This window comes from Streptomyces sp. NPDC002564 (assembly GCF_042889645.1).
Lineage (GTDB): Bacteria > Actinomycetota > Actinomycetes > Streptomycetales > Streptomycetaceae > Streptomyces.
On the sequence record NZ_JBIARE010000009.1, the window covers coordinates 190,764 to 213,094 of the forward strand.

The window sequence follows — 22,331 nt, forward strand, 5'->3', positions numbered from 1 at the left end:
CCATTGGAGCCGACTCATGCACCTCGACCACTCCCACGACGGACCCGCCGCCGTCAGCGCCGACGCCCACCGCCCCGACGGCACCCGCCGCGCACTGCGCATCGGTCTCGGCGGCCCGGTCGGCTCCGGCAAGACCGCGACGGTCGCGGCGCTCTGCCGCGAGCTGCGCGACCAGCTCTCCCTCGCCGTCGTCACCAACGACATCTACACCCGCGAGGACGCCGAGTTCCTGCTGCGCGAGGCCGTCCTGCCGCCCGAGCGCATCACCGCCGTGGAGACCGGCGCCTGCCCGCACACCGCGATCCGCGACGACATCTCCGCCAACCTGGAGGCCGTCGAGGACCTGGAGGACGAGGTCGGCCCGCTCGACCTGATCCTCGTCGAGTCCGGCGGCGACAACCTGACGGCGACGTTCTCCAAGGGGCTCGTCGACGCCCAGATCTTCGTCATCGACGTCGCGGGCGGCGACGACATCCCGCGCAAGGGCGGCCCCGGCGTCTCCAGCGCCGACCTGCTGGTCGTCAACAAGACCGACCTCGCCCCGCACGTCGGGTCCGACCTCGCCCGCATGGCCGCCGACGCCAAGGCGCAGCGCGCCGAACTGCCGGTGGCCTTCCAGTCGCTGCGGTCGGCCGAAGGCGTCGGGCCCGTCGCCGCCTGGGTGCGCGCGCAGTACGCCGCGTGGACCGCGTCGGCGTGACGGTCGACCTGGCGGCGCCCGCCGCCGCGCCGCACCGCGCCCAGTGGGCCGCCCCGCGCGTCGGCGGGGCGGGCATCCGTGCCACCGCCCGGATCGGGGCGCGGGCCGACGGCCGGGGCGGCACGGCCCTGCCCGTCCTCGACGGCGAGGGCCCGCTCGCCCTGCGCCGCACCCGTTCCAGCGGCCCCGCGGCCCGGGTGACGCTCGTCGGCGCGATGAGCGGCCCCCTCGGCGGCGACCACCTCACCGTCGAGGCCACCGCCCACGAGGGCGCGAGACTGCACGTCGACTCGGCGGCGGCCACGATCGCGCTGCCGGGCCAGACCGAGCGGACGGCCCGCTACGACGTACGGCTCACCGTCGCCGACGGTGCCGAACTGCACTGGCTGCCGGAACAGCTGATCTCCGTGCGCGACAGCGACCTGCGGGTGACCACGCGCGCCGACCTGGCCGCCGAGGCCCGGCTGGTGCTGCGCGAGGAGCAGGTGCTCGGCCGCACGGACGAAGCGCCCGGCCACCTCGCGAGCCGCCTCACCGTGCGCCGCGCGGGCCAGGTCCTGATCGACCAGGAGCTGTCCTGCGGGCCCGGCGCCCCCGGCGGCTGGGACGGCCCCGCGGTCCTCGGCGGCCACCGCGCGGTGGGACAACTGGTCGTCGTGCGCCCGGAGTTCGCCCGGGCCAAGCCGCAGCCGGGACTCCTCGGTGAGTGGGCGGCGCTCGCCCCCCTGGCCGGTCCCGCGGTCCTGGTCACCGCCGTCGCGCCGGACGCCCTGCTGGTCCGCAGGGCCATGGACGAGGCGCAGCGGAGGCTCGGCTGACGCCGCGCCGCCCCTCGCCCGGGCCCGAGGGGCTCAGCCGCCGGTCAGCGTGCGGCGGAGCAGCGGGACCAGACGGTCCCAGTGCCGCCGCGACCCCGAGGCGCTGAAGGCGTCGGTGTCGGCCATGGTGAAGCCGTGGCGGGTGTCGGGGTAGACCTCGTAGGTGGCGCCGGGGCCCGGTTCGCCCAGGGCCGGGCCGAGCTCGCGCACGATCTCCGGCGACATGTCGCCCTCGGCGAGGCCCAGATGGACCTCGGCGGCGAGCCCGGGCACCACGCGGTGCGGACTGTCGGGCGCGTCGGTCACCACGAAGGCGGGGTGGAACCCGGCGACGGCGGCCACGCGGTCGGGGTGGGCCGCCGCGGTGCGCAGCGCCAGGAGCGCGCCGATGCAGTACCCGGTCACGCCGAACGGCCCGGGGCCGACCTCGGGCCGCGCGCCGAGGAACGCGAGGTAGGCCGCGGCGTCGCGCGCCGCACGATCCGTGCCGACGTGTCCCGTGAGCAGCGGCATCAACGCGTCGAACACGGCGGGCCGTTCGGCCTCGCCGATGAACTCCGGGAGCTCGATCACGGGTGCCGGACCGTGCCGGTAGTAGAGGTGGGGGACGAGCACGTAGTAACCGTGCCCGGCCAGTTCGCGGGCCATCGCCCGCACGGCGGGCCGCAGCCCGAAAGCGTCCGAGTACAACAACACCCCCGGGTGGCGGCCGCCGCCGTCCGGGAAAGCGGCGAAGGCGTCGGCCAGGCCGTCGGGGGTGGGTATCTGCAGGTGCTGGGTGGGAATGGCGGATCTTCCTCTCCGAGGTCGCGCCCTCGGCGTTGGTCACACCAACGACATGGGCGCAGGCGAACGTATAGCGTTGGGGGGACCAACGCAATGGAGAGGATCGGTGCCGTGACCGGAGGCGCAGCCGCGGGCCCGCCCGGCGACGACGGACCACGGACGCCCGACCGGCTCCGCCGACGGGCGAGCAGACTCCTGTCACAACTGGCCGTCCGGTCGGACCGTTTGGTCAACGAGGGGCTCGCGGAGGCCGACGCCCGCACGTGGCACTACGCCGTGCTCGCCTCGCTGCAGGACTTCGGCCCGGCCAGTCAGGCGGCCCTGAGCCGGCGCACCGGCATCCACCGCAGCGACATGGTCGGCGTGGTCGGCGAACTGACCGGGCAGGGCCTCGTCGACCGGGCCCCCGACCCCGTCGACCAGCGCCGCAACATCATCACGATCTCCGCAGGGGGCCGCCGCAGGCTGCGCCGCCTGGACGAGATCCTGGACACCCTCCACGACACCTTGCTCGCGCCCCTGACCCCGGCGGAGCGCGCCCAGCTGGTCACCCTGCTGAACCGTCTCCTGGACCACCACGCGGAGCGGCCCGGCCCCTGAACGGGGTACCCGGCCGCCCCCGCCGGAGGGAGGACGCCGTCGACATCGGCCGGCTGCGGACGGCCTACCGGGGAGGGGGCGTCGGTGCGGCGTGACGCGGCGGGGGCGAACGGGGGTCGGATGGCGGCACGGCCGACGGAGGCGCGGCCCGGTGGCGGCCGTGCCCCGTCGTCCGGCCCCTTGCGGGGCCGTCCTCAGATCGCGATCGACTGCTGCAGCCAGCGGCTGACCCGGTACGGGAGCCACCAGGCGTACGGGCCGATGTCCAGGACGAGCTGTTCGCTGCGGAAGTCCTCCAGGACGGCCTTCGGGACGGTGTCGGCGAGGGCGCCGTGGTCGAGCCGGTCGATGGCCGCCTCGTACTCCGGCTCGTCGGCGGTGAAGCGGCGCAGTTCGCCCCAGCGGCGGTCACGGATCTGGATGAAGCCCGGCCCCTTGCGCCACAGGCACTTGCACAGATAGTGGCCGCGTCGCCAGGTGTTCAGCGCCTGCTCGGCGGGGGACGGGCCCTCGCCGTCGGCCGCGTCCCGCCCCTCGGCCGCGACCAGGAGCGCGGCGGGCGGCTGGAGGTGGCTGAGCATGCGCCAGCTGTCCACCGCGTCCGGCGCCAGCCGCAGTTCCCACTCCACCATGACGGCCCGCGCGGTCAGGTCCCGGACGAGGCCGAGCCCGTGCACCGCGGCTTCCGGTTCCGCGGCGGGGGTGAGGTCGACGGGAGCGGGCAGCCGCACCCGCCGCGCGCCGAGCTGCCACAGCCGCTCGGCCTGGCCCCGGGGCGGCCCCGGCAGGGGCACCTCGCCCAGGAACATGCCGGGCAGCGCGCACGCGGCGGGGTCGTAGTCACGCCAGGCCAGAAGTGTCGGCGTGGCCAGGGTGGCGGTCATCTTGCTCCTCCGGGTCGGACGGGATCGGGTGGGTCAGGCCGGTTCACGGACGCCGGAACCCTCCGTCGCCACGGACGCGGGGGCGGCCTCCTCCGCGTGGATGTGTCGCATGAAGTCGAGGCGGAGCAGGTCCTCGTTGACCGCGGCCGGAGCGATGTGGACGTACTGGCCCGCGTCGGAGAAGACGATGCCGAGGGCGAGCCAGGAGTCGAGGAGCTCCTGGACCCCGGCCTCGCCGACGGCCGCGTCGGAGACCTTCGCGGTGGCCTTCCGCAGCAGGGCCTGGACGCTGTGCGGCTGGTCGAGGAGGCGGAAGACGGCCAGCTCGAACGGGTCGGTCAGCTCCATCGCGCGCCAGGAGAAGGTGCGCCGACGGCTGACGAGCACGATGCGGTCGCCGTGGTCGTCATGGGTGAGCCGGGCGTCCGTGTGGTGTTTGCGCCAGTCGGCGAGGGCCGAGTTGAGGGCCTTCACCGTGGGCTCCTCGATGCCGCGCGCCGGGGCCTCGAAGACGTACGCCATGCCGTACAGCTCCTCCTCGGGCAGGTCGTAGGTGAAGCGGTAGTGCTCCTCGGGGCGCAGGCCGGTGAAGCCGAGTTCGGGGCGCTCGAAGTAGGGGCTGAAGCGCTCGATGGCGATACGGGCCGAGAGGTCGACCGGCGGGTCGAGGTGTTCCAGGGCCGGGATCTGCGCGATCACGGGGTCGTAGTCCTCCGCGCTCTCCCCGGGGAACCCGTGCAGGTAGTTCCAGGCCACGGAGAGTCCGGTCTCGGCGCCGTCGCGCAGCATCCGGACGTTCTGGCAGCCGCTCACGCCCTTGTCCATCAGGTCCAGGACCCGGCTGTTGAGGCTCTCGATGCCGGGCTGGACGTAGATCAGTCCCGCGTCGGCGAGGGTGCGCAGCTGGCTGCGCTTCATGTTGGCCTTGATCTCGATGTGCAGGCGCAGGTCGTAGCCGCTGTCGATGATGCGGGGCAGCACGGTGGTCAGATAGCGCATGTCGAGGATGTTGTCGACGACGTACATGTCCAGGACCCGGTGGCGGCGGGCCAGATCCATGATCTCTTCGTAGAAGGTGTCCGGGCTCTTGGAACGGAACTCCATGAACGAGCCGTTGAGCCCGCAGAAGGTGCAGTGGTGCTTCTCGCCCCACCAGCAGCCGCGTGCGCCCTCGACGACGAGCTTGGGCTCCACCCAGTTGCGGGCGACGGAAGCGCCGAGGCGTTCGAAGTAGCCGCTGTAGTCGGGCGGCAGGATCGTGGCGGGCGGCAGCGGCCGGGTGGCCATGGGGTTCGCGACGCTGCTGCCCGCGGCGTCGCGGTGGCAGAGCCCCGGGATGCCGTCGAGCGGGGTCTTCTCGGTGAGCGCGGTCAGCAGCGCGGGGAAGGCGGCCTCGCCCTCGCCGCGTACGACGTGGTCGACGAAGGGGAAGTTGCGGTGCACGGCGGCGCCCTGCTCGCCGTCGCAGTTGGCGCCGCCCATGACGGTCACCAGGTGCGGGGCCAGCTGCTTGACGCGGCGGGCGCAGGCGAGCGCGGCGGTGTTCTGCTGGAAGGTGGAGGTGAAGCCGACGACGTCCGGCTCGCTCGCCACGACCTGACGGGCGATCATCTCGACGAACTCGGGGACGATGCGGTGCAGTTCACGGGTCATCTTCATCCGCGAGGCCTTCAGCTTGCCGGCCATCGAGGCGGTGAACTCCTCGTCCCGCCACTGGGGATCGTCGTACAGGGCGGAGGAGAAGACCCAGTCGCCACAGCCCATGAAGTACGAGGAGAGCGCGTAGTACTCGTAGTCGTCACCGGTGAACTCGGTGCGCTCGGTGATCCAATCGGTGAAGGCGAGGTTGGCGTGCAGCACCTCGGCGCTCGCGCCGGGGACGCGCTCGTCGACGCTCCGTTTGAGGATGCCCAGGGCGAGCGACGGGAGGTCGATGGGCGACCAGGGCATGTTGACCAGCAGTACGCGCACGGGCGCTCCTCGGGGTGTGGGCCGGCCGGCCCCCGGGACGTGCCCGGGGGCCGGCCGGTGGAGATCAGTCCTCGACGGTGTCTTCGCCGTCTTCGGCGTTGCGGAACGGGACGGTGACCGTGATGCCGACACTCGGCTTACGGTTCGTCTCGTCCTCCGCGAGCGGGTCGTTGTGAATGACGTCCTTCTGCATGGCTCTCTCCTCTCGGATGCTGAGTGATCCGCCGATTCGGTGAGTCAGCGGTTCAGTGCTGTACGGTGCGGTGGTGCCGACCCCTCTCCCGGCGGGGAACCCGTCGGAGTGGGGCGTCTGGGTGGGCGCAGCTCCCGGTCGAGGAAGAGCACCGCGCGGCGCAGTACGGCCAGGTGGTCGCCGCCGTCGTAGCCGTCGTGCCCGGAGTCCAGCCACAGGGACTCGTGCCGGGCGCCGGCCGTTTCGAGGGCGGTGAGGTAGGAACGGACCTGCTCGGCCGGGCACTTGGTGTCGTGCGTGGCGGCGACGAGCAGGAGCGGATCCCGTACGCGGGCGGCGTACCGGATCGGGGAGCTGTGCGCGTAGCGCGCGGGCACCTGCGCGGGCGTGCCGCCGAACAGCCGCTCGTCCAGGGCGCGCAGGGCCCCGGTGCCCGCGGCGTGGGCGGCGGCGTAGTCGGCGACGGGCTTCACGGCGACGCCCGCCCGCCACAGGCCGGGCCGCGTGCCGAGGGCGAGCAGCACGAGGTAGCCGCCCCACGAGGTGCCCCACAGGCCGGTCGCGTCCGGGCGGATCAGGCCGCGCGCGGTGAGGTCGGCGTGGACGGCGGCGAGGTCGGCGACCTGGGTATGACCGACGCCCTCGCCGAACGCGCCCTGCCAGTGGGGTCCGTAACCCGTGGACCCGCGGTAGTTGACCCGGGCGACGGCGAAGCCGGAGGCGACGAGCGAGTGCACGGTGCCGTCGTAGGCGTCCCGGTCGTGGTCGGCGGGGCCGCCGTGCACGAGGAACACGGCGGGATGGGGGCCCGTGCCGCCCTCGGGCAGGCTCAGCAGCGTGTGCACGAGGCCGTCGGGGCCGGGCGTGCGGATGTCCCGCACGGTGCCCGGGACACGGCCCGCGACGGTGCCGAGCGGTGGCAGCGGGGTGCCGGCGCTCGACGCCATCACCGGCGGGTGCGTGCTGTCGGTCCAGAGGGTGTGCAGGTCGCCGCCGGGACGCGGGGCCGCGTCCAGGAGCGTGCCGGGCGGGGTGGGCACGGGAGCGAGGCTGCGGCCCGCGAGGTGGGCGCGGTGCAGCAGGGACCGGCCGTGGCGCTCCTGGCGGACCAGGACGGAGCGGCCGTCCGGGTACCAGCGGGCGGTGATCTGGGTGTCGAAGGCGCACCAGTCGTGGGTGACGGTGCCGGTCGCGGGGGACCAGGTGGCCAGCAGGTAGCGGTCCTCGCGCTCGCGGACGAGCAGGAGCGTGGCGTCCGGGCCCGCGGGTGCGAAGCCGAGGGCCCACAGCCTGCCGTGCGCGCCGTCGCCGGGCAGGACCGCGGCGACGGCGCCCGAGGGGGTCAGGACGGTGACCGCGGCGGGGGAGTCGGCTGTGCGGGTGAGGGCGAGCAGGTCGCCGCCCGGGGCGAGTCCGGCGAGGGAGGCGGGGCCGTCGACGCGCGTCACCTCGCGCCCGGGGCCGCCGCGCACGCCGATGCGGAACGTGGTGCTGTCGTCCAGGCCGACGCCGATCGTGGCGATGGGCCCGCCGATGACGGCGAGACCGCGCGCGGTGCCGTCCGGCACACCGGTGAGACCGGGCAGGTCGGGCCCGCCGGTGAAGGCCTGGTGGCGCCACCGGCCGACCCCCCGGGCGTCCTCGTCGAACCACCAGACCCGCGCGTCCCGGTCGATGGCGCCGTGCAGGGTCCCGCCGGGCCGGTCGGTGACCTGCCGGGAGCGGCGCGCGGCGGTGTCCCAGGTGTAGACCTCGCAGCGGCCGTCGGCGTCGGCGGTGAACGCCATCCGGGACGGGTCGGCGGCACAGACCTCGGGCAGCGCGGCACGGTAGACCTGGAAGCGGCTCATGCGGCGGCCTCCGCGAGGGCGGCCCGGCGCGTGGTGTGCACGGCGAGCAGGGCGAGGAGCGCGGCGCACCCCAGCGCGGGCGCGGCGGTGCCCACGCGGTCCGCGCACAGTCCGGCGAGCACGGGGGCGAGTGCGGCGGTGCCGCCGGACGCCGTCGCGAGGACCGCGCCGACCCGCGCCTGCAGCGAGCGCTCCGTCACCCCGAGGGCGCGCGCCTGGAGGATGACGGCGGGCAGCGGCACCAGCAGGCAGACCGCGCCGAGCAGCAGGCCGTACGTCCAGGGCCCGGCGGCGGTGGCGAGCGCCGCGGTGAGCGGCACGAGCAGCCAGGTGACGCCGACGATGACCCGGGTGACGCCGACCCGCACCGCGACCCGGGGCGCGGCGAGCGACCCGGCGAGTCCCGCGGCGCCGGACACGGCGAGCACGACACCCAGCGGGAGCGCGCCGGAGCCCGAGCGTTCCAGGGCGAAGACGGCGGCGTAGTACAGCGCCACCGCGACGCCGTTGACGAGCGCGATCCACACCAGGACGAGGCGGAGCAGCGGCTGGCGCCGCACCACGTGCAGCCCCGCGGCGGCCTCGCGCAGCAACCCGCCCCCGGTGGGCTCCGCCGGGGCCTTCAGCTCGGCCCGCATGCCGCGCACACAGCAGGCGGCGACGGCGTACGAGAGGGCGTCGGCCACGAAGGGGAGGGCGCGCGACAGGCTGTAGGCGACGCCGCCGACGGCGGGCCCGAGGATGAGCGCGCCCTGGTCGGCGGCGCCGAGCCGGGCGACGGCGCGGGGCTGCTCGCCGGGCGGGCAGATCAGGGCGACCGTGCCGCGGGAGGCGGCGTCGTGGGTGGCGGTGGCGAACCGCTCGACGAGCACGGCGCCGAGGAGGTGGGGGAGCGTGAGGTGGCCGAGGGCGAGCACCAGGGCGACGGAGCCCATGGCGAGCGCGGAGACGACGGCGGCCCAGAACATGATCGTCTTGCGGGCGCCGCGGTCGGCGGGGACGGCGGCGAGCGGACCGAGCAGGATCCCGGCCGCCAGGGACAGGCCGGCCACGAGCCCGGCGGTCTGCGCGGAGTGGCCGAGCGCGAGGAGCAGCAGCGGGAGGACGACGCCGGAGGCCTGGGTACCGAGCGCGTCGGCGGCGTTGGCCCACCAGAAGAGGCGGAAGTCGCGTGCGGAGGTGCCTTCGGAAGCGGTGGGCCCGGACGGACGGGGCCCGCTGTGGTCCGGCGTATCTGCCTGCGCGAACGACTCCACGCAATTCCCCCATGAACATGAAGTAGCTGTGAAGAGATGTGTGCGATGTGCAACGAGAGCGGGATCGTAGCCAGCGCCCGGATCCGGCTACAAGGTGCAGGACCCACTGACCGAAAAGCGTGGAAGCGGGGCGCGCGGCGGGACCATGGCGCCGCCACAAAAGGAAGTTCGAGTTCCGGCCGAACGCGCGAGACGAGTGGTGTTCAAGTGACTGATGTGACATCAGGGACACCATGGGTGCCACGTACACCGATATGCGCCGGCGGGTAATTACGTACGCGGACATCCGCCTCGGATGCCGGGGCGCAAACGTCGGCGGGCACAACCGGAAGTGAGGATGGCCGGTTCCTGACGACGACGGTGTGACAACTGGCCGCTGTGCGCCGCGAGTTGGTTTCACCGATCGCGCATCCGCCCGGTGTCCCACCGGAAGCGGACGCCCGCGGCCGTGCGGCTCCCCCGCGCTAGTCGCTCACCGGTACCGACCGAACCGTTTATCGGATTGGTAAAGAACGTCCGCCCCTCCTGTCGCCGGGGACCCGGCAGGCGCAAGGATCCCTCGTACTGCTCGAATCTGCTCGAATCGATGTGCGGGAGGCCTCACTTGAGAAGGACGCCAGGGAACAGACGGACGGCCGTGCTGGGATCCGCGGGTGCTCTTGTCGCGGCGACGCTGCTGGCGGGCGCGATAGCCGCCCCGTCGGCGAGCGCCGACGCGCAGCAGGGTGCCCGCGGCGACGCCGCCGCCCGCTCCGGCAAGGACCGTGAGGCCCGCGGCGCCGCGCTCGCCGCACAGCGCGCCGGCAAGGCCGGTGTCGACTGGCGCGACTGTCCCGCCGACTGGGGCCTGGAGAAGCCCATCCAGTGCGGCTGGGTCACCGTGCCGCTCGACTACGCCAAGCCCGACGGCAAGAAGATCAAGCTCGCCGTCGACCGCATCGGCAACACCGGCGGCAAGGGCGAGCGCCAGGGCGCCCTCGTCTACAACCCCGGCGGCCCCGGCGCCTCCGGCCTGCGTTTCCCGCGCCGCGTCGTCACCAAGAGCGCGCTGTGGGAGAAGACGGCCAAGGCCTACGACTTCGTGGGCTTCGAACCCCGCGGCGTCGGCCACTCCGCCCCCATCTCCTGTGTCGACCCGCAGGAGTTCGTCAAGGCGCCCAAGCCGGACCCGGTCCCCGGCAGCGAGGCCGACAAGCGCGCGCAGCGCAAGCTCGCCGCCGAGTACGCGGACGGCTGCCAGGAGCGCAGCGGCGCCATGCTGCCGCACATGACGACGCCCAACACGGCGCGCGACCTGGACGTCATCCGCGCCGCGCTCGGCGAGAAGAAGCTGAACTTCCTCGGCGTCTCCTACGGCACCTACCTGGGCGCGGTCTACAGCACGCTCTTCCCGACCCACGTGCGCCGCATGGTCTTCGACTCCGTGGTCAACCCGAGCACGGAGAAGATCTGGTACGAGGCCAACCTCGACCAGGACGTGGCCTTCGAGAAGCGCCTCACCGACTGGATGACGTGGGTCGCGAAGAACGACGCCGCCTTCCACCTCGGCGACACCCTCGGCGAGGTCCGCGCACAGTGGGACACCCTGCGCTCCGCGGTGAAGAAGCAGCCGCTGGACGGCGTGGTCGGCCCGGCCGAGCTGATCGCCTACTTCCAGAGCGCGCCGTACTACGACTCCTCCTGGGTCGAGATCGCCACGAACTGGAGCAAGTACGTCGCCGGTGACCCGAAGCCGCTGACCGCGGCGGCGAGCCCCGACCCGTCCGACACCGCGGGCAACATCGCCTCGGAGAACAGCAACGCCGTGTACACGGCCGTCGAGTGCGCCGACGCCAAGTGGCCGCGCAGCTGGCAGAAGTGGGACCGCGACAACACCCGCATCCACCGGGACCACCCCTTCCTCACCTGGGCCAACGCCTGGATGAACCTGCCGTGCGCGACCTGGTCGAGCAAGCAGCAGCAGCCGCTGGAGGTCCGGTCCCACAAGGGCCTGCCGAAGACGCTGATCGTCCAGTCCACCCGTGACGCGGCCACGCCGTACCCGGGCGCCGTGGAACTGCACAAGCGCCTCAAGGGATCCCGCATGATCACGGAGAAGGACGCCGGTTCGCACGGCATCACCAACCTCGTGAACCCGTGCCTCAACGAGCGCGTCGACACCTACCTGCTCACCGGCAGGACGGGCGGCGCCGACGTGACGTGCGGACCGCACGCCACCCCCAAGCCGTAGCGGTCGAACGGCAGCGGCACCGCCGACGGGCCGGCCGTCACCGGGAGGACTCCGGTGACGGCCGGCCCGTCGTATGTTCCACGGGGCGCACGTGCCGCCCGTCGCACGCCGGCCCGTCGTGCGTGTCGCGTACCGGGGGAGGGGCGGGTCAGCTCAGCGGCATCCGCGGGAACTTCCGCCCGTCCTTGACGCCCTGCGCGGCCCGCTCGGCCTCCTCCGCCTTCACGACGGCCGCGTACTTGTCGACGTACTCCTGGCCGGAGAGCCCGAGGATCGCGTACATGATCTCGTCGGTGACGGCCCGCAGCACCGCCTTCTCGTTGTCCATGCCGACGTAGCGGGAGAAGTCGAGGGGCTCGCCGAAGCGGATCGTCACGCGCTTGAGGTTCGGGAGCTTCTGGCCGGGCGGCTGGGCCTCGAAGGTGCCGATCATGGCGCACGGGATCACCGGCACCTGGGCCTTGAGCGCCATCGCGGCCACGCCGACCTTCCCCTTGTAGAGGCGGCCGTCGTGCGAGCGGGTGCCTTCCGGATAGATGCCGAGGAGCTCGCCCTTGTGGAGCACGCCGAGCCCCTCGCGGATCGCCGCCTGGCCGGCCTCCTTGCCGGAGCGGTCCACCGGGATCTGCCCCGCGCTGCGGAAGAACGCCGCCGTGAGCCGGCCCTTGATGCCGGGCCCCGTGAAGTACTCGGCCTTGGCCAGGAACGTGATCCGGCGCTTGATGATGGCCGGCATCAGGAAATGGTCGGAGAACGACAGATGGTTGCCCGCGACGATCGCCGCGCCATGGTCCGGCACATGCTCCAGGCCCTCGATTCTGGGCCGGAACATCAGCCGGAGCAGCGGGCCGAGGATCACGTGCTTGAGCAGTAGGTAGAACATGGCGGCCGCCTTCCCCCTGGTCTGGGTGCCGACGCACAGTAACCAATCGATGCCGCGGATGCGAGAGCCCGTACGGGCCCTTGCGTGCGGCCGGGCGGGGGAGTGACCGGCGGGGCGGCTCGACGTGTCGCGCCGCGGGAGGGTGGCCTGGCCTCCTCCCGGCGTCCCCGACGCCACAGAACGTCACCGCCGGCGCCCTGAGCGGCGTCGCACCCCCGGAGGTCTCCCATGCGCCCGTCCCCCGTCGCGGCCGCCGTCCTGATCGCCCTCGGCACCGCCGTCCCCGCCCACGCGGCACGAGCGGTCCCCGCCCCGGAGCACGGGATCTTCCTCACCGTCTCGGGTACCGACCAGACCTGGATCCGCGGCGTCCTCCTCGACTGCGGGCCCACGCCGCCCCCGGGCCCCCACCCGCAGGCGGCCAAGGCGTGCGAGGCGCTCGCGCTGGCGAACGGCGACTTCGACGCGCTCGCCGACGACCCGCACGCGTGCACGAAGGAGTACGACCCGGTGAAGGTGCGCGCGACCGGGACGTACGGCGGCCGGGCGGTCGACTGGCGCCGCACCTACCCGAACGCCTGCGCCCTGGACGCCGACACCGGCTACGTCTTCCGCTTCTGAGGAGCCCGCGGCGGTCGGTACGGGCTCAGGTGGTGCCGCGCGACAGCACCATCGCCAAGGTGATCAGGCCGAGGACCACCCAGCCGAACCACAGCCATCCGTTGCTTCCGAGCGTCACTGTGTAGGCCGTCACCATGACGAGACCTCCGATGGTGAACCCACCCATGGTCTTCGTGGAACCGGGCATCGCTCAGCCTCCTCCCGGCAGCCTGCGGCGCGCACGCGCCGAGACCGCGGTCCGAGAACCATCGTCACCCGACATGCCCCTCCGGCGCTAGCGTCCGCGTGCGGCCAGTGAGGCCAGATAGGCGTTGTACTCCTCCAGCTCCTTGTCCCCGTCGCGGTCCGCGGCACGGTCCTTGCGGCGTGCCTCCCGGTCCTCGGAGCGCCGCCACTGGAAGAGCAGGGCCACCAGGACCACCACGGAGGGAATCTCGCTGAAGGCCCAGGCGATGCCGCCCGCGGCCTCCTGGTCGGCGAGGGCGTCGATGCCCAGCGAGGCCGGCGGGTGCATGTACGTGCCGATCATCGGCTGGGTCGCCATCATGAGCGCGATGCCGAAGAACGCGTGGAACGGCATGCCCGCGAAGAGCTCCAGCATCCGCATGATGTAGCCGGGCCGGTGCGGGCCGGGGTCGACCCCCATGATCGGCCAGAAGAAGACCAGGCCGACGGCGAGGAAGTGCACCATCATCCCGATGTGGCCCGCCTTGGACCCCATCAGCGTGTCGAAGATCGGCGTGAAGTAGAGCGCGTACAGGCTCGCGATGAACAGGGGGATCGTGAACGCGGGATGCGTGATGATCTTGATGTAGCGGCTGTGCAGCAGCCAGAGCAGCCACTCGCGCGGTCCCTTGCTGCCGCGCCTGGCCACCGGCAGCGCCCGCAGCGCCAGCGTGATCGGGGCGCCGAGCAGCAGCAGGATCGGCGAGAGCATGCTGATCACCATGTGCTGCACCATGTGCACGCTGAACATGACCATGCCGTAGTCGTTCAGCTTGGTGTTCATCACGAGCAGCACGGTGAACACGCCGAGCACGAACGCGATCGTGCGCCCGACGGGCCACTTGTCGCCGCGCCGCACGAGCCGCGCCACACCCCACCCGTACAGGGCGAGGCCCACCAGGCAGCCGATGAGGAAGAAGGGGTCGACCGAGAGTTCCAGGCCTCGCCCCAGCGTGAACGGCGGCAGATCCATGTTCATGCCGTGCCCGCTGTGATCCATCCAGTGGCTCCTGATTCGTGCGGATTGTGCGACGTGTGTCGGCACCAGAGTAGAACTGCCCCCGGCCGTGGACACGACCGGGGGCAGTTAGTTCAACAGGCGATGACCTGGCGCGGCGGGGCCTGCTCTACAGGACGCACTCCGCCTCGGCGTACCGCTCCTCGGGCACCGTCTTCAGCGTCTCGACGGCCTCGGCGAGCGGCACCATGGTGATGTCCGTGCCGCGCAGCGCCGTCATCCGGCCGAACTCGCCGCGGTGCACGGCCTCCACGGCGTGCCAGCCGAAGCGGGTCGCGAGCACCCGGTCGTACGCGGTGGGGGTGCCGCCGCGCTGCACGTGACCGAGGATGACCGGGCGCGCCTCCTTGCCGAGGCGCTGTTCGAGTTCGAGGGAGAGCTGGCGGGCGATGCCGGCGAACCGCTCGTGCCCGTAGATGTCCTTGGCGCCCTCGTCGAACGCCATGGAGCCGACCCGCGGCTTGGCGCCCTCGGCCGCGACGACGATCGCGAACTTCTTGCCCGCCGAGAAGCGTTCGCCGACCTTCGCGGCCAGCTCCTCGATGTCGAAGGGGCGCTCGGGCACGACGATGGCGTGCGCGCCCGCGGCCATGCCCGAGTGCAGGGCGATCCAGCCGGTGTGCCGGCCCATCACCTCGACGATGAGCACGCGCTGGTGCGACTCCGCGGTGGTCTTCAGGCGGTCGAGGGCCTCGGTGGCGACACCGACGGCCGTGTCGAACCCGAAGGTGACGTCGGTGACGGCGATGTCGTTGTCGATGGTCTTGGGGACGCCGACGATGGGCAGGCCCGCGTCGGAGAGCAGCCGGGCCGCCTTGAGGGTGCCCTCACCGCCGATCGGGATGATCGCGTCGAGGCCCAGCTCGGCGACGTGCCCCCGGGCGCGCTCCACGCCGTCCCGCAGGTGGGCGGGCTGGACCCGCGAGGAGCCGAGGATCGTGCCGCCGCGGGCGAGGATGCCGCCCACCGCGTCGAGGTCGAGCTTGCGGTAGTCGCATTCCAGGAGGCCTTTCCAGCCGTCGTGGAAGCCGATGACCTCGTCCCCGTGGTCCACCACCGCGCGGTGCACGACGGAGCGGATGACGGCGTTCAGGCCGGGGCAGTCGCCGCCGGACGTCAGGACACCAATGCGCATGGCCCGGAATACCTTTGCAACGTGGGTCGATGACCGGACCACGTCGTCCGGCTGGATCCCCGCCACCCTATAGGCGCCGGGGGGCGGGGCCGCATCAGGCGTCCGAGGGCTGGACGGCCCCGCTCACATGTGCGGGCGGGGCGTCAGGCGGGCTCTCCTGCCGGGGGTTACGCGGGCTGCTGGGCGGCGTTGATGCGCTCGGCGCGCAGCGCCTCGTACCACCGGTCGTCGGTGGGCGGCAGCGCGTTCACGTCGAGGGCCAGCTTGAGCAGCAGGTCCGCGATGAGCGGGTTGCGGGCGAGGACCGGGCCGTGCATGTACGTGCCGAACACCGTGCCGTTGAAGGCGCCCTCGGTGCCGTCGCCCGTGCCGTTGCCCCGGCCGAGCGTCACGCGGGCGAACGGCCGCGCGGCCGGGCCGATGTGCGTGATGCCCTGGTGGTTCTCGAAGCCGGTCAGCGGGGGCAGGCCCAGCTGCGGGTCGATGTCGGCGAGGACGTCACCGACGCAGCGGTCGCCCTCGCCGCGGGTGGAGACCACGTCGAGCAGGCCGAGGCCCGGCTCGCGCTGGCCGAGGTCGTTGATGAACTCGTTGCCGAGGATCTGGTAGCCGGCGCAGACCGAGAAGACGATCGCGCCGTTGCCCACGGCGCGCTGCAGGCCGCCGTCGCGGCGCAGCCGCTCGGCCGCCAGGCGCTGCGGACGGTCCTCGCCGCCGCCGATCAGGTAGATGTCGCCGGAGGTGGGCACCGGCTGGTCGCTGCGCACGTCGTAGCGCTCGACCTGGAGACCGCGCTGGCGGGCGCGACGCTCCACGACCAGGGCGTTGCCCTGGTCTCCGTACGTGCTGAGCAGGTCGGGGTAGACCCACACCAGCCGCAGGCTGTTGTCACTCATGCTCATTCGTCCCTACGAAGGTTTGAGGGGCCGGTGGGGTCAGTTGCCGACGCGGCGGCGCAGGTCCTGGAACGCGGTGTAGTTCGCGATCGTCTCGATGCGGCCGGGCGGGGCGAGCTGCACCGCCTCGTCGAGGCTCTCGCAGACGCGGAAGTCCAGGCCCGCGACCTCCAGCCGCACCGCGAGGTCCAGCTTGCGGTCGCCGAGCACGAAGATCGGGTGACCGGAGAGCCGGGTGTAGTCGACGTCCCAGAGCCAGGAGGTGTCGGTGCCGTCCGCGCCGCGGGCGTTCACCGAGAGGATCACCGGGGTCGGCGGCGGGTCGATCAGCGAGAACGTCTCGAGCCAGCCCGCGGGGTTCTTCGCGAGGAGCAGACGCAGGTCGCGGCCCTGGAACTGGACCACGTCGTAGCGTCCGGCGACCGCCTGCACCTGGTACATGCGCTCCAGGGCGACCTGCGGCGGCACGCCGAAGACGGCGGCGACGGCGGCCGACGAGGCGGCGTTCGCGCGGTTGGCGCGGCCGGGCAGCTGGAGGTGGATCGGCCAGGCGGAGCCGTGCGGGTCCAGGACGTGGTCGCCGGAGAGCACCCAGCTGGGCGCCGGACGGCGGAAGCCGCACTCGCCGCAGAACCAGTCGTCCCCGGGGCGCTGCATGACGCCACCGCAGGACGGGCACGACCAGGCGTCGTCCTTCCACTCCTGGCCCGCGGCCACCCACACCACGTTCGGCGAGGAGGAGGCGGCCCAGACGACCAGCGGGTCGTCGGCGTTGGCGATGACGACGGCCTTGGAACCGGCCAGGCCCTCGCGCCACTTCTCGGCGAGCATGCGGGTCTCCGCGGCGCGGTCCAGCTGGTCGCGGGAGAGGTTGAGCAGGGCGATGGCCTTGGGGTCGACGTCACGGGCGACACCCGCGAGGTACTTCTCGTCGACCTCGATCACGCCGTACCGCGCGTCGGAGCCACCGGCGAGAGCCGAGGTGATTCCGGCGGGCATGTTCGCGCCGAGCGCGTTCGAGACGACCGGGCCGCTGGCCCGGAGCGCCTCGGCGATCAGACGGGTGGTGGTCGTCTTGCCGTTGGTGGCCGACACGAGGACCACGTCCAGGTGCGTGGCGAGCCGTCCGAGCAGCTCGGGGTCGAGCCTGAGCGCGACCTTGCCGCCGATCACCGATCCGCTGCCGCGGCCCGCAGCCCGCGACACCGCCGCGGCCGCCTTGCCCGCCGTCACGGCCAGCTTGGCCCGCGGCGACAGCGGGTCCGTGTTGCCTGACATCTGTCGAGATCCTCCTTGCGTACGGCGCCGCGCCTGCCCCCGGCATCGTTTCGCTGCTCAGCCTATCGAGATCCACTGGCAAGCCCGAATCACGGCACCACCTCGGCACCTCCCCGGTGCCGCTCCGTCCCCTGGACCGTACTCTTGCCGCCATGCGACACGGCACGATCCCGGGCGCCTCGGGGCGCGTACGACCCATGACCCTGCTCGGCGAGCCCGTGCTGCACACGGCCTGTGAGGAGGTCACCGACTTCGGGCCCGAACTGGCGGAGCTCGTCGAGGACATGTTCGCCACGATGTACGCCGCGCGGGGCGTGGGACTCGCCGCGAACCAGATCGGCGTGGGCCTGCGGGTGTTCGTCTACGACTGCGAGGACGACGAGGACGTGCGCCATCTCGGACACGTCGTCAACCCGCGGCTCGTCGAGGTGGACGGCGTGACCGTGCGCGGCCCGGAGGGCTGTCTCTCGCTGCCCGGCCTGGAGGCGGGCACGCCGCGCTTCGACCACGCCGTGGTCGAGGGCGTCGACGTGCGCGGGGAGCCGGTGCGGGTGCACGGGACGGGCTGGTTCGCGCGCTGTCTCCAGCACGAGTGCGACCACTTGGTCGGCGGGGTCTACACCGACCACGTCACGGGCTGGCGGCGCCGCAGGGTGCTGCGGGCCGCCGCCAGGGCACCGTGGAACACGTCCGGGCATGCGGAGCGGGCCCCCGGCGGACCCTCGGCAGGGACCGCCTGACACCGCGCACCGCCGTGCTCGGTCCCGGTTCAGAAGCCGGGGCCGCCCACGCGATTGCCCGCCGCCGCGAGCCGCCCCCACAGGAGGTCGGCGAGGCTGCGCACCAACTGGGCGCGCGGGCAGGGGCGTTCGCCGAGCCACCAGTCGCCGGCCGCGTGCATCATGCCGACGATGCCGTGGCCCCACACCCGGGACAGCTCGGCGCTCTCCGGGCCGAGGTCCACGCGCTCCTCGATGACCTCCGCGAGTTCCTCGCCGAGGCGGCGCAGCAGCGGGGCGGAGTGCAGCCCCACGTCGAAGCCCGCCTCGCCGGGCGAGGGGGCCTCCGAGGGATGCATCAGGAAGCGGTAGACCTGCGGGCGTGCCTCGATCGCCGCGAGGTAGGTGTCGAGGGTCGCCTCGACGCGCTCCCTGCGCTCGGCCGGGGCGTCGAGGGCGGCGCGCAGCGCTTCGAGCAGCGCGTCCGTGTGCCGCTTGGCGAGCGCGGCGTACAGTCCGCCCTTGTCGCCGAAGTGGCGGTAGAGGATCGGCTTGGTGATGCCCGCCTCGGCGGCGATGGCGTTCATCGAGGCGCCGGGGCCTTCGCGCAGCACGACCCGGTCCGCGGCCTCGAGGAGCTCGCGCCGTCGGTGCTCCGCGGACCGCTGCTGATCGGTCCGCTGGGTGGTCTCCATCGTTTCTCCCCGCCCGTGCTGAATCGGTGACGCACGCGCAACGTAACACCCGTCGGCCGCCGCGCATCGAACGGGCTGCCGGGAGTTGACATGGACTACTGGCCGGTAACAGACTGCGGTTACCGCAAGTAACGCCGCAGATGATCGCAGGTCCTGGAGGGGTCATGGCCGAGTTCACCATGGAGCTCAACGACGAACAGAAGGAGGTCCGGGACTGGCTCCACGGGTTCGCCGCCGACGTGATCCGCCCCGCGGCCGCCGAGTGGGACGAGCGCGAAGAGACCCCGTGGCCCATCATCCAGGAAGCGGCGAAGCTCGGTATCTACTCGCTGGATTTCTACGCCCAGCAGTTCTTCGACCCCTCGGGGCTCGGCATCCCGATGGCGACCGAGGAGATCTTCTGGGGTGACGCGGGCATCGGCCTGTCCATCATGGGCACGGGCCTGGCCGCCGTCGGTGTGCTCGCCAACGGCACCGAGGAGCAGATCGGGACCTGGATCCCGCAGATGTACGGCGACGTGAACGACGTGAAGGTCGCCGCCTTCTGTTCCTCCGAGCCCGACGCCGGATCCGACGTGGCGGCCATGCGGACCCGTGCCGTGTACGACGAGGCCAAGGACGAGTGGGTCCTCAACGGCACGAAGACCTGGGCGACCAACGGCGGCATAGCCAACGTCCACGTCGTCGTCGCGGTCGTCGACGCGGAGCTCGGCTCCAAGGGCCACGCCTCCTTCATCGTCCCGCCGAACACCCCCGGCCTCTCCCAGGGGCAGAAGTTCAAGAAGCACGGCATCCGCGCCTCGCACACCGCCGAGGTCGTCCTCGAGGACGTCCGGGTGCCGGGCCACTGCCTGCTCGGCGGCAAGGAGAAGCTGGACGAGCGTCTGGCCCGGGCCCGGGAGCGTGCCAGGACGGGCGGCGAGCGGGTCAAGAACGCCGCGATGGCCACCTTCGAGGCATCCCGCCCCGCGGTCGGCGCGATGGCCGTGGGCACCGCCCGTGCCGCGTACGAGGAGGCCCTGGAGTACGCCAAGACGCGTACGCAGTTCGGCCGCCCGATCATCGACAACCAGGGCGTCGCCTTCCAGCTCGCCGACATGCGCACCCAGATCGATGCGGCCCGCCTCCTGGTGTGGCGCGCCTCCTGGATGGCCAGCACGGGCAAGAAGTTCGAGTCGGCCGAGGGCTCCATGTCGAAGCTGTACGCGAGCGAGGTCGCCAAGAAGGTCACCGCGCAGGCCGTGCAGATCCTCGGCGGCAACGGCTTCACGCGGGAGTACCCGGTGGAGCGCATGCACCGCGACGCCGCGATCTACACGATCTTCGAGGGGACGAGCGAGATCCAGCGGCTCGTCATCGCGCGCACGCTCTCGGGCATGCCGATCCGCTAGCGCGTCGGCCCGAGTGCGGCGGTCGTCGCATTCCTTCAGGCCCGCATGTTCCTTCAGGTGTGCGTGTCTCCTCGGTGCACGTGAGACGTCCGCCCTCGCCGCTTCGGTGGCGGGGGCGGACGTTTTGGTGCGTGCCGGTCCGCTTGGTGCGTGCCGGTCCGCGCGGCGTGGTCGACAGGTAGGTTTGCAAGTGTGGTTTGCAAGTTTGCCTGTCGAACTCGTAGGGTGCAGGCATGAGCGGACCTCCTGGCGAACCCACCCCCGAGCAGGTCGCCGCCGACCTCACGAGCGTCGTCGGGCGTCTCGTCCGCAGACTGCGCGGCGCCTCGCCCGGCAGCGGCCTCAGTCCCTCGCAGCGTTCCGTGCTGGCCCAGCTCGACCGGGAGGGTCCCGCGACCACCGCGGCCCTGGCCCGCGCCGAGCTCGTACGTCCCCAGTCGATGCGGATGACCGTGGCCGCGCTGGAATCCATGGAGCTCGTCGCGCGCGCCCCCGATCCGAACGACGGGCGACAGTCCGTCGTCTCCCTCACCGAACGGGGCCGCCGCACCCTCGCCGACGCCCGGGCCGCGAAGCAGGGCTGGCTCGCGCAGGCCCTCGCCGACGAGCTCGATCCGGCCGAGCGGCGCCGGGTCGCCGAGGCCGTCGCGCTCCTGGAGCGACTGGCGCGGACCTGACGGGCGCCCGGAGCGGCACCGCGTCCCCCTGATCCACCCCCCCCTCGCGTACGAGGGGTGCTCACGCAAGAGAAAGGCACCTCCCATGACTGCCACCGTGATCGACCCGAACACCGCCCTCGTCGTCGTCGACCTGCAGAAGGGCATCACCGGCCTGCCCACCGCCCACCCCTCGGCGCCGATCGTCGAGCGGTCCGCCGCGCTGGCCGCGGCCTTCCGCGAGCGCGGCCTGCCCGTGGTCCTGGTGCGGGTGACCGGCGGCGCCCCCGGCCGCACCGAGGGCCCCGCGCGCGGCGGCGACGTCCCCTCGGACTGGGCTGACCTCGTGCCCGAACTGGGCCGCACGGACACCGATATCGTCGTCACCAAGCAGCAGTGGGGCGCGTTCTACGGCACCGACCTCGACCTGCAACTGCGGCGCAGGGGCGTCACCCAGGTCGTGGTCACCGGCATCGCGACGAGCATCGGAGTGGAGTCGACGGCCCGCGCGGCGCACGAGCACGGCTACCACGTCACCGTGGCCGTCGACGCGGTGACCGACATGGACGCGGACGCCCACCGCAACAGCGTGGAGAAGATCTTCCCGAGGCTCGGCGAGACGGACACGACGGAGGCCCTGCTCAAGCTGCTCGGCTGAACCGCGGGAGCCGCCCCGGCTCACGGTGGCCGACGGCCGGTGGCGGAGTGGCCGGCCCACGGCCGGGACGGGCGTGACCTACGGCCGGTACACGTACGGCGTCGTCGTGCACAGCGTGGCGAAGCCGAGCCGGTCCAGGATCGGACGGCTGTCGTCGGTGGCGTCGACCTGCAGATAGCGGTAGCCGCGGGCGACGGCGATCCGGGCGCGATGGGCCACCAGCGCCCGGTAGATGCCTTTGCCGCGCCACCGCGGGTCGGTGCCACCGCCCCACAGTCCGGCGAAGTCCGTGCCCGGACAGAACTCCATCCGCGCACCGCACACCGGCCGGTCACCGGCCATCGCGACGACGGCGACGATCCGGTCCGGCGCCTCCGTGAGCTGGGCGAGCACCCGCCGGGCGAGGTGCTCGCCCAGCGCCGCGTCGTCCTCGCCGAAGGCCGCGACATGCGCCTGTGCCATCAGGCGCACGCCCGCCGCGTCCGTGACCGGTACCAGCCGGACTCCGTCGGGCAGCCCGGGCCCCGCGGGCAGCGACGCCGCCTCGGCCACCATCACGCTCTCCGTCGGCTCCGCCTGGAAACCGGCGGCGAGCAGCCGGCCGGACAGGTCGCCGGGGCGGTCGTAGGAGTGCAGCTTCCACTCGAACTCCCGCCCCGCCGCGGTGTAGTGGCGCACCTGCTCCGCGATGACGGCGTCCGCCGTGGACGCGTCGACGTCCGTCCACAGCACGCCGTTCCAGTCGTGCGCCGAGCCGGTCACCCGGACGACGCCCCCCGTCCGCTCGACCCGGGAGCCGCCGCCCTCGCTCAGCGCATCGTGCCGGAGCTGACGGTCGTACGCGGCCAGTACCGCTGCATGATCCATG

Annotated in this window: 23 protein-coding genes; 9 read left to right on the forward strand and 14 right to left on the reverse strand. The window is 72.9% G+C overall.

The genetic code is table 11. The features are described from left to right. Positions 1 to 16 precede the first annotated feature (16 nt). Both ureG and ACFYXE_RS29000 read left to right on the forward strand, forming a co-directional pair. Complete coding sequence (ureG, locus tag ACFYXE_RS28995; protein WP_389317316.1) at positions 17 to 700, forward strand: urease accessory protein UreG; 684 nt, start codon at positions 17 to 19, stop codon at positions 698 to 700. Positions 701 to 774: 74 nt separating this feature from the next. Continuing rightward, positions 775 to 1,518 (forward strand): urease accessory protein UreD, encoded by a 744-nt coding sequence (locus ACFYXE_RS29000; RefSeq protein WP_389317616.1) that lies wholly within the window; start codon positions 775 to 777, stop codon positions 1,516 to 1,518. A gap of 33 nt (positions 1,519 to 1,551) precedes the next feature. Here the strand turns inward: ACFYXE_RS29000 and ACFYXE_RS29005 are convergent, their stop codons facing one another. Then, positions 1,552 to 2,304 (reverse strand): dienelactone hydrolase family protein, encoded by a 753-nt coding sequence (locus ACFYXE_RS29005; protein ID WP_389317619.1) that lies wholly within the window; start codon positions 2,302 to 2,304, stop codon positions 1,552 to 1,554. Positions 2,305 to 2,397: 93 nt separating this feature from the next. Here ACFYXE_RS29005 and ACFYXE_RS29010 point away from each other — a divergent pair, with 93 nt between their 5' ends. Further along, the gene (locus ACFYXE_RS29010) at positions 2,398 to 2,904 is read left to right on the forward strand and encodes a MarR family winged helix-turn-helix transcriptional regulator (protein ID WP_389317319.1); all 507 of its coding nucleotides are present in this window, start codon (positions 2,398 to 2,400) and stop codon (positions 2,902 to 2,904) included. Positions 2,905 to 3,098: 194 nt separating this feature from the next. Here ACFYXE_RS29010 and ACFYXE_RS29015 read toward each other — a convergent pair whose 3' ends face one another. From ACFYXE_RS29015 to ACFYXE_RS29035, 5 genes are all read right to left on the reverse strand, one after another. Next, positions 3,099 to 3,788, reverse strand: a complete 690-nt coding sequence (locus ACFYXE_RS29015) for a DUF5825 family protein (protein WP_389317322.1) — start codon at positions 3,786 to 3,788, stop codon at positions 3,099 to 3,101. A 33-nt stretch (positions 3,789 to 3,821) separates the two neighbouring features. Beyond that, positions 3,822 to 5,759, reverse strand: coding sequence for a RiPP maturation radical SAM C-methyltransferase (locus tag ACFYXE_RS29020; RefSeq protein WP_389317325.1), 1,938 nt, complete (start codon positions 5,757 to 5,759; stop codon positions 3,822 to 3,824). Positions 5,760 to 5,823: 64 nt separating this feature from the next. Next, positions 5,824 to 5,952 carry a hypothetical protein gene (locus ACFYXE_RS29025; protein WP_263398771.1) on the reverse strand — a complete coding sequence of 43 codons (129 nt, stop codon included), beginning with the start codon at positions 5,950 to 5,952 and terminating at the stop codon, positions 5,824 to 5,826. Positions 5,953 to 5,996: 44 nt separating this feature from the next. After that, on the reverse strand, positions 5,997 to 7,802 hold the full coding sequence (locus tag ACFYXE_RS29030) for an alpha/beta hydrolase family protein (RefSeq protein WP_389317329.1): 1,806 nt from the start codon (positions 7,800 to 7,802) through the stop codon (positions 5,997 to 5,999). Continuing rightward, complete coding sequence (locus ACFYXE_RS29035) at positions 7,799 to 9,058, reverse strand: MFS transporter (RefSeq protein ID WP_389317332.1); 1,260 nt, start codon at positions 9,056 to 9,058, stop codon at positions 7,799 to 7,801. Before ACFYXE_RS29035 ends, ACFYXE_RS29030 begins: the two co-directional genes overlap by 4 nt. Before the next feature lie 586 nt (positions 9,059 to 9,644). On the opposite strand from ACFYXE_RS29035, the gene ACFYXE_RS29040 reads away from it, so the two are divergent. Beyond that, positions 9,645 to 11,288 (forward strand): alpha/beta fold hydrolase, encoded by a 1,644-nt coding sequence (locus ACFYXE_RS29040; RefSeq protein ID WP_389317335.1) that lies wholly within the window; start codon positions 9,645 to 9,647, stop codon positions 11,286 to 11,288. Between the two features lie 148 nt (positions 11,289 to 11,436). On the opposite strand, the gene ACFYXE_RS29045 is transcribed toward ACFYXE_RS29040, so the two are convergent. Then, on the reverse strand, positions 11,437 to 12,171 hold the full coding sequence (locus ACFYXE_RS29045; protein WP_389317338.1) for a lysophospholipid acyltransferase family protein: 735 nt from the start codon (positions 12,169 to 12,171) through the stop codon (positions 11,437 to 11,439). Between the two features lie 228 nt (positions 12,172 to 12,399). Here ACFYXE_RS29045 and ACFYXE_RS29050 point away from each other — a divergent pair, with 228 nt between their 5' ends. Continuing rightward, a complete protein-coding gene (locus ACFYXE_RS29050; protein ID WP_389317341.1) occupies positions 12,400 to 12,792 on the forward strand; it encodes an SSI family serine proteinase inhibitor in 393 nt (130 codons plus the stop codon). Positions 12,793 to 12,817: 25 nt separating this feature from the next. Here the strand turns inward: ACFYXE_RS29050 and ACFYXE_RS29055 are convergent, their stop codons facing one another. The 5 genes from ACFYXE_RS29055 to ACFYXE_RS29075 all read right to left on the reverse strand — a co-directional run bounded on the left by ACFYXE_RS29055 (position 12,818) and on the right by ACFYXE_RS29075 (position 17,344). Next, positions 12,818 to 12,979, reverse strand: coding sequence for a hypothetical protein (locus ACFYXE_RS29055; RefSeq protein ID WP_361173216.1), 162 nt, complete (start codon positions 12,977 to 12,979; stop codon positions 12,818 to 12,820). Between the two features lie 87 nt (positions 12,980 to 13,066). Further along, positions 13,067 to 14,017: a cytochrome c oxidase assembly protein gene (locus ACFYXE_RS29060; protein WP_361173219.1), complete on the reverse strand. Its 951-nt coding sequence runs from the start codon at positions 14,015 to 14,017 to the stop codon at positions 13,067 to 13,069. Between the two features lie 127 nt (positions 14,018 to 14,144). Continuing rightward, the gene (locus ACFYXE_RS29065) at positions 14,145 to 15,170 is read right to left on the reverse strand and encodes a 6-phosphofructokinase (RefSeq protein ID WP_361173222.1); all 1,026 of its coding nucleotides are present in this window, start codon (positions 15,168 to 15,170) and stop codon (positions 14,145 to 14,147) included. A 167-nt stretch (positions 15,171 to 15,337) separates the two neighbouring features. Beyond that, complete coding sequence (locus ACFYXE_RS29070) at positions 15,338 to 16,066, reverse strand: glutamine amidotransferase (RefSeq protein ID WP_361173225.1); 729 nt, start codon at positions 16,064 to 16,066, stop codon at positions 15,338 to 15,340. A 39-nt stretch (positions 16,067 to 16,105) separates the two neighbouring features. Further along, positions 16,106 to 17,344 (reverse strand): MurT ligase domain-containing protein, encoded by a 1,239-nt coding sequence (locus ACFYXE_RS29075; RefSeq protein WP_389317346.1) that lies wholly within the window; start codon positions 17,342 to 17,344, stop codon positions 16,106 to 16,108. Positions 17,345 to 17,496: 152 nt separating this feature from the next. Here ACFYXE_RS29075 and def point away from each other — a divergent pair, with 152 nt between their 5' ends. Then, positions 17,497 to 18,084 (forward strand): peptide deformylase, encoded by a 588-nt coding sequence (gene def, locus ACFYXE_RS29080; protein ID WP_361173231.1) that lies wholly within the window; start codon positions 17,497 to 17,499, stop codon positions 18,082 to 18,084. A gap of 29 nt (positions 18,085 to 18,113) precedes the next feature. Here the strand turns inward: def and ACFYXE_RS29085 are convergent, their stop codons facing one another. Further along, positions 18,114 to 18,758, reverse strand: a complete 645-nt coding sequence (locus tag ACFYXE_RS29085; protein ID WP_361173234.1) for a TetR family transcriptional regulator — start codon at positions 18,756 to 18,758, stop codon at positions 18,114 to 18,116. Positions 18,759 to 18,922: 164 nt separating this feature from the next. On the opposite strand from ACFYXE_RS29085, the gene ACFYXE_RS29090 reads away from it, so the two are divergent. From ACFYXE_RS29090 to ACFYXE_RS29100, 3 genes are all read left to right on the forward strand, one after another. Continuing rightward, positions 18,923 to 20,149 (forward strand): acyl-CoA dehydrogenase family protein, encoded by a 1,227-nt coding sequence (locus tag ACFYXE_RS29090; protein WP_361173237.1) that lies wholly within the window; start codon positions 18,923 to 18,925, stop codon positions 20,147 to 20,149. A 233-nt stretch (positions 20,150 to 20,382) separates the two neighbouring features. Next, positions 20,383 to 20,826, forward strand: a complete 444-nt coding sequence (locus ACFYXE_RS29095) for a MarR family winged helix-turn-helix transcriptional regulator (RefSeq protein ID WP_389317352.1) — start codon at positions 20,383 to 20,385, stop codon at positions 20,824 to 20,826. 85 nt (positions 20,827 to 20,911) lie between these two features. Continuing rightward, on the forward strand, positions 20,912 to 21,463 hold the full coding sequence (locus ACFYXE_RS29100) for an isochorismatase family protein (RefSeq protein ID WP_389317355.1): 552 nt from the start codon (positions 20,912 to 20,914) through the stop codon (positions 21,461 to 21,463). Positions 21,464 to 21,541: 78 nt separating this feature from the next. Here ACFYXE_RS29100 and ACFYXE_RS29105 read toward each other — a convergent pair whose 3' ends face one another. Next, positions 21,542 to 22,330, reverse strand: coding sequence for a GNAT family N-acetyltransferase (locus ACFYXE_RS29105; protein ID WP_389317358.1), 789 nt, complete (start codon positions 22,328 to 22,330; stop codon positions 21,542 to 21,544). Between the last annotated feature and the right edge of the window lies 1 nt (position 22,331).

What these genes read in the sequence shown, in the direction of transcription:
- ureG (WP_389317316.1), top strand. Translation starts at nt 17, where the DNA reads ATGCACCTCGACCACTCCCACGACGGACCCGCCGCCGTCAGCGCCGAC.
- ACFYXE_RS29010 (WP_389317319.1), top strand. Translation starts at nt 2,398, where the DNA reads ATGGAGAGGATCGGTGCCGTGACCGGAGGCGCAGCCGCGGGCCCGCCC.
- ACFYXE_RS29015 (WP_389317322.1), bottom strand. Translation starts at nt 3,788, where the DNA reads ATGACCGCCACCCTGGCCACGCCGACACTTCTGGCCTGGCGTGACTAC.
- ACFYXE_RS29025 (WP_263398771.1), bottom strand. Translation starts at nt 5,952, where the DNA reads ATGCAGAAGGACGTCATTCACAACGACCCGCTCGCGGAGGACGAGACG.
- ACFYXE_RS29030 (WP_389317329.1), bottom strand. Translation starts at nt 7,802, where the DNA reads ATGAGCCGCTTCCAGGTCTACCGTGCCGCGCTGCCCGAGGTCTGTGCC.
- ACFYXE_RS29040 (WP_389317335.1), top strand. Translation starts at nt 9,645, where the DNA reads ATGTGCGGGAGGCCTCACTTGAGAAGGACGCCAGGGAACAGACGGACG.
- ACFYXE_RS29045 (WP_389317338.1), bottom strand. Translation starts at nt 12,171, where the DNA reads ATGTTCTACCTACTGCTCAAGCACGTGATCCTCGGCCCGCTGCTCCGG.
- ACFYXE_RS29050 (WP_389317341.1), top strand. Translation starts at nt 12,400, where the DNA reads ATGCGCCCGTCCCCCGTCGCGGCCGCCGTCCTGATCGCCCTCGGCACC.
- ACFYXE_RS29055 (WP_361173216.1), bottom strand. Translation starts at nt 12,979, where the DNA reads ATGCCCGGTTCCACGAAGACCATGGGTGGGTTCACCATCGGAGGTCTC.
- ACFYXE_RS29060 (WP_361173219.1), bottom strand. Translation starts at nt 14,017, where the DNA reads ATGGATCACAGCGGGCACGGCATGAACATGGATCTGCCGCCGTTCACG.
- ACFYXE_RS29065 (WP_361173222.1), bottom strand. Translation starts at nt 15,170, where the DNA reads ATGCGCATTGGTGTCCTGACGTCCGGCGGCGACTGCCCCGGCCTGAAC.
- ACFYXE_RS29070 (WP_361173225.1), bottom strand. Translation starts at nt 16,066, where the DNA reads ATGAGTGACAACAGCCTGCGGCTGGTGTGGGTCTACCCCGACCTGCTC.
- ACFYXE_RS29075 (WP_389317346.1), bottom strand. Translation starts at nt 17,344, where the DNA reads ATGTCAGGCAACACGGACCCGCTGTCGCCGCGGGCCAAGCTGGCCGTG.
- def (WP_361173231.1), top strand. Translation starts at nt 17,497, where the DNA reads ATGCGACACGGCACGATCCCGGGCGCCTCGGGGCGCGTACGACCCATG.
- ACFYXE_RS29085 (WP_361173234.1), bottom strand. Translation starts at nt 18,758, where the DNA reads ATGGAGACCACCCAGCGGACCGATCAGCAGCGGTCCGCGGAGCACCGA.
- ACFYXE_RS29090 (WP_361173237.1), top strand. Translation starts at nt 18,923, where the DNA reads ATGGCCGAGTTCACCATGGAGCTCAACGACGAACAGAAGGAGGTCCGG.
- ACFYXE_RS29095 (WP_389317352.1), top strand. Translation starts at nt 20,383, where the DNA reads ATGAGCGGACCTCCTGGCGAACCCACCCCCGAGCAGGTCGCCGCCGAC.
- ACFYXE_RS29100 (WP_389317355.1), top strand. Translation starts at nt 20,912, where the DNA reads ATGACTGCCACCGTGATCGACCCGAACACCGCCCTCGTCGTCGTCGAC.
- ACFYXE_RS29105 (WP_389317358.1), bottom strand. Translation starts at nt 22,330, where the DNA reads ATGGATCATGCAGCGGTACTGGCCGCGTACGACCGTCAGCTCCGGCAC.